At 51.0% G+C, this 5024-nt stretch carries 2 protein-coding genes; both read left to right on the forward strand.

Annotated elements, in window-relative coordinates:
• A partial coding sequence (locus GM173_RS15770) for a VCBS domain-containing protein (RefSeq protein WP_203572354.1) occupies positions 1–4291 on the forward strand: 4291 nt, incomplete at its 5' end.
• Between the two features lie 98 nt (positions 4292–4389).
• A partial coding sequence (locus tag GM173_RS15775; RefSeq protein ID WP_203572355.1) for a retention module-containing protein occupies positions 4390–5024 on the forward strand: 635 nt, incomplete at its 3' end.

The following is a 5024-nucleotide window of genomic DNA, read 5'->3' on the forward strand; positions in this document are numbered from 1 at the left end:
TGATGTCGTCGTCACGATCAAAGGCCAAGGCGATCCTGCGCTGATCACCGCAGGCAGCGGCAGGGTCAAAGAAGATGCGCTGAGCACGCAAAATCCATCGCAAGTCGCCAGCGGCCAACTAGCAATTACCGACGTTGACCACAATCAAGCGGCGTTCCAAATACAAAGTACCCAAACGCAGTACGGCAACTTTAATCTTGCCGCCAATGGGCAGTGGACTTACACGCTGAGCAATTCACTCCCCGCTGTGCAAGCGCTGAAAGAAGGCGAAACTCGCACCGAAGTCATCCCCGTCAAATCGATTGATGGTACGACGTCCAAAGTAACGATCACCATCATCGGCACCAACGACTTACCGACGATCAGCGGAACGGACAAGGGCAGCACCACCGAAGATTTGATTAAAACCAGCACGGGTACGCTGACGATTCACGATGTCGACCTCGGTCAATCCAGCTTTATCGCACAAACTAATACCACTGGTAAGTATGGCCAATTTAGCATTGATTCAAAAGGCATATGGACATATACCCTAAATAACAATGCGTATAGTGTGCAGCAACTGAATGAAGGCGAGCTGCGTTTTGAAAGTTTCACCGTACGCTCTGCCGATGGCACACCTTGGACCATCACGATGACGATCAACGGCACGAATGATCCAGCGGTGATTGCGCCAAGCAAACCCGGCGATGACAGCGGTCAGGTCAGCGAAGACGGCACGCTCAGCAGTAGCGGCCAGCTCACCATTAGCGACAAAGATGCAGGGCAGGCTCGCTTTATCGCTCAAGAGCAAACGCCTGGAACGTATGGCAAATTTAGTTTATCGGTCGATGGCAAATGGACTTTTATTCTGAACAATGACGACCCCCTCGTCCAAGCGCTCAAAGAAGGCGAAACCAAAGTCGAAACCTTTAATGTGAGCGCCGCCGACGGCACTTTGTCGCAGGTAAAAATCACCATCGTCGGCAGCAACGATAAAGCCATCATCCAACCACAGCAGCCCGATGATGACCTCGGTCAAGTTCAAGAAGACCTTGCTCTGACGACCTCTGGACAATTGAACGTCAGCGAAATCGACAACAATCAAGAAAAATTCCAAGCCCAGAATAATACCGCCGGGGCGTATGGCCGTTTTAGCATTGATACAACAGGTAAGTGGATATATACCCTCAATAACGAGGCCAATAATGTTCAGCAACTTCGCGAAGGTGAAAGCCGCAGCGAAACATTCATTGTCAAATCAGTAGATGGCACGCCCAGCAGCGTGACGATCACGATCACTGGCAGCAATGATGCGGCCATCATCACCCCGGGCATTCCCGGCGGCGCCGCAGGCTGGGTAAAAGAAGACCACACCCTCGCCACCCAAGGCGAGTTGAGCGTGAGCGATAAAGATCGCGATGAAAACAGTTTCCAAGCTCAAACGAATACCCTAGGGACGTATGGCTCATTCAGCATTGCTAGCAATGGCAAATGGACTTATACCCTCAATAATTCGGCTGACGTGGTACAAGCCTTGGCCGAAGGGGAAACTCGGCTAGAAACCTTTGCGGTGAAATCACTCGATGGCACCGTCAGTCACGTCACCGTGACTGTAGTCGGCACAGCAGATGCTGGCCCGCTGCCGATTAATCCAGTCAAAGAAGATCAAATCCTGACAGTCGCAGGCGAAATCGCCAATGCAACACAGCAAACCATTCAAGGCGAGTATGGCTCGCTCAGCATTAATAATAATGGCGAATGGGTCTATACCCTCAATAACAGTAGCGATAAAGTCCAAGCCTTGCACGAAGGCGAAGTGCGGCCCGAGTCGTTCCAAATCACATTGGCTAATGGTACAAGCACGACGCTCACTGTGAATGTGATCGGCACCAATGATGCGGCCATCATCAGCAACGACAAGCCCATCCCTCCCGTGCAAGAAGATCTGATATTAACGAGCAGTGGGCAACTAAGCGTCAGCGATGTCGACCATAATCAGGCGAGTTTCCAAACTCAGAACAATACCCAAGGCATGTATGGTCAGCTGAGTCTTGATGCTGATGGCAAATGGACTTATACCCTTAATAATGATTTTTACTCTGTGCAGCGTCTCAGTGAAGGTGAGCGACAAACAGATACCTTCATCATTCAATCACTGGATGGCGCCCGCAGCGAGTTGAAGATTGATGTCCTCGGTCGCAATGATGTGGCCGTCATCGCACCGAGCAAGCCAGGGCAAGACCGCGGCAACGTCGTCGAAGACGGTATTATCAATGCCACTGGCACCTTAATTATTAGCGACAAAGACAGTATTCCAGCCGTTTTCCAAGCCCAAACGAATACATCAGGCACGTATGGTCTCTTTAGTATTGATGAAAAAGGCGTCTGGAAATATACCCTTGATAATGACAATCCATTAACGCAAGCGCTACGCGCCGGTGAGCAAAAAACAGAAATCTTCACGGTACGCTCAAATGATGGTGCGATATCCCAAGTCGTCGTCACCGTCACTGGTAGCGCTGACCCCGTCATCATTACCCCGCACCAACCGGGAGACGACCAAGGTAGTGTCACAGAAGACGGTACGCTCAGTACCGCTGGCAAATTAGACATCAGCGGCGTGGACAGCAACTCGGCGTCGTTCCAAGTGCAAACCGGCACTGCGGGCGCTTTTGGCCGATTCTCGCTTGATGCGAATGGCAACTGGAATTATGTTCTGAATAATAATGCGCACAGCGTGCAAGTCTTGCGCGAAGGGGAAACTCGGACGGAAACCTTCACCGTCAAATCCGTCGATGGCTCCGCATCGAGCGTCACGGTGACCGTTGTTGGAAGCAATGATGCGGCAACCATTACCCCGAGCAAAGCGGGCGATGACAAAGGCACATTAGTTGAAGACAAAACGCTGAGCGCGAGTGGCCAACTCACCCTCAGCGACATCGACAGTGGCGAATCGCAATTTGTCGCCCAAAATAACGCCGCCAAAACCTACGGCGATTTCAGTATCAGCAGCAATGGCGCGTGGAGCTACAAGCTCAATGCTAACGCGCAAAGCCTGAAAGCGGGTGAAGTCGTTAAAGAAGAAGTCGACGTCGTTTCAGTCGACGGCACACACTCCAAAGTGACCCTCACCATCACCGGCGCGAATGACAAACCCGTCATTGACGTCGGCCCAATCACATCGGTCACTGAAGACCTCAATCCAATCAGTAGCGGCACGATACTGATTAATGATCCAGACCGTGGCGAAAGCAGTTTTAGAGCGTTAACGAATCAGCAAGGCATCTACGGTAAACTCAACCTCGCCAGTGATGGCAGCTGGCACTACACGCTCGATGACAGCCCGCTGGTCAACGCGCTCAAAGGCGGCGAAACCAAGTTAGAAAGCTTTGAAATCACCGCTTTTGATGGCACAAAAACCAAACTCGACATCAATGTCATCGGCAATAACGATGCGGCGCACATCGACTTAGATCGCAAAACGGCGGGCAACGACTTTGCCACCACGACCACTGGACTCGCGACCACCCTAGTTGGCGAACTTCAAATCACCGACGTCGACAGCACGCATCTTGAGAAAGCCACGATTACCCTCACCAATGCCCAAGCGGGCGATCAGCTTTCTTGGCTGGCTTTGCCCAACGGCATCAGCAGCGAAATCGTCGAACACAATGGCGACTTGGTGTGCACGCTGAGTGGGCACGCCAGCCTAAGCGATTACCAAACCGCAATTGCGGCGATCCGCTTTAGTGGCAGCAGTGCTGGCGAGCGATTATTTGATATTTCGGTCAATGACGGTATCGACAGCAATATCGCCCACAGCAGCGTGCTGGTGATTCATCCAGCAGGAATCGGTACCGCCAATAACGATGTGTTACACAGCAACTCAGGAAATGACGTATTGCTGGGCGGACTTGGTGCAGACACTTTTATCTGGCAATTGGGTGACCAAACCAGTTCAACAGGTGCGAATTTGGCTGGGCACGGCGGATTAATCGTCGCAAATGCCACTGACATCGTGCTGGATTTTAATTTGGCAGAAAAAGACAAACTCGATTTGGCTGATTTATTGCAAGATGAAAGCAATGACATCAGCAGTCTGCTCCAGCACCTGCATTTCACCCAAGATGGCAAAGATGCGTTGCTGCACGTCAGTACTGAGGGTGACTTTGGTGCAGGCTATCTCAGCAGCCAAGAAGATCAAACGATTGTGCTTAAAAACGCCTACGAGGAACTCAGCGCGAATGGGAACTCGGACTCGGCCATTATTCAAAACCTATTGAACAAAGGCTCGCTAATCACCGACTAGGGTAAGTAATTACCCTAGCTGTACTTCGGTACAATCGCATTTGTCATATTGCTTCAGTAGACTCCACATTAGAAAATTCTAATTCTTGGAGTAGTGTCATGGCTGAGCAAATCATCAAAGCAAGCAACGCATCTGTTCAACAACAAATCGTTGTGCTCGAAGGCGAAGCCTTTGTCAAAGACGCCAAAGGACAATTACAGCCAATCAAGGCAGGTGATACGCTACTCGAAGGCCAAATTATTGCCACCGGCGCCACCGGCCACCTGACTATCCTATTGCCAAACGGGCAAATTATTGAACTGGGCGCAGATCGCTCACTCTTGATCGATGGCGACCTACTCGCCACCAACCCAACCGACAGTACCGAAGCTGCCATCGCCAAAACCAGCGAAAGCGCAGATCAAATTATCAATGCACTCAATCAAGGCAAAGACCTATCCGAAGAATTAGATCCCACCGCCGCCGGCCTCAACGCCGGAGCAGGTAGCGATGAAGGGAACGGTTTTGTACGCCTAATGCGGATTGCTGAAAATATCGATCCAATCAGCTTTGATTTCGATACAACATTTTCAGGATTTGAACCACTCCCTGACCTAGGAAATACAACTACCATCGCAACGCCGGCTGAGCCTGCTCCAGTGACTCCTACACCCAGCGCAGGTCAACCCACGGTTGCAATTCCAGATACAGACGGCACAGCAACAGGCACAGGTATTAATAGCAGCGACAAAAC

The sequence above is a fragment of the Deefgea chitinilytica genome (genome assembly GCF_016881405.1).
Lineage (GTDB): Bacteria > Pseudomonadota > Gammaproteobacteria > Burkholderiales > Chitinibacteraceae > Deefgea > Deefgea chitinilytica.